The organism is Nocardia otitidiscaviarum NBRC 14405, assembly GCF_000308635.1.
In the GTDB taxonomy this organism is placed as follows: Bacteria; Actinomycetota; Actinomycetes; order Mycobacteriales; family Mycobacteriaceae; genus Nocardia; species Nocardia otitidiscaviarum.
The window spans coordinates 1-361 of sequence record NZ_BAGD01000219.1 but is presented as its reverse complement, the minus strand read 5'-3'; the positions used below and the strand labels follow the sequence as shown (position 1 = coordinate 361).

The following is a 361-nucleotide window of genomic DNA, read 5'->3' as shown; positions in this document are numbered from 1 at the left end:
GTGCAACCGCTGTCGCAAGCCCGCCCCCTCGGGACAACGCTGCCCTTGTACGCCCGCATGGTCGGGCAGCGCATGGGCTGGAGGCAGTACGCGGCGGTGGCGCACCCTGCGCGAGGCCAAGCTCGCGACCGATCCGATATGCGAGCGGCCCGGCTGCGCGGCCCTCGCCGTCGAAGTTGACCACATCATTCCGCTCGCTGCGGGCGGCGAACGGTACGAGTGGGACAACCTGCAATCCCTGTGCCACCCCTGCCACGAGGTCAAGACCAACGCTGAGGCCGTCGCCGCCCGGTACGGCCCTGACCTGGGCATATAGGGGGTAGGGGGTCGCCATCGCTGGCCCCTGGGGGCGGGACATCGC

At 70.6% G+C, this 361-nt stretch carries 1 protein-coding gene; it reads left to right on the top strand.

What is annotated here, in order from left to right:
* A partial coding sequence (locus tag ON31_RS35955) for an HNH endonuclease (protein WP_255222304.1) occupies positions 1-316 on the top strand: 316 nt, incomplete at its 5' end.
* Between the last annotated feature and the right edge of the window lie 45 nt (positions 317-361).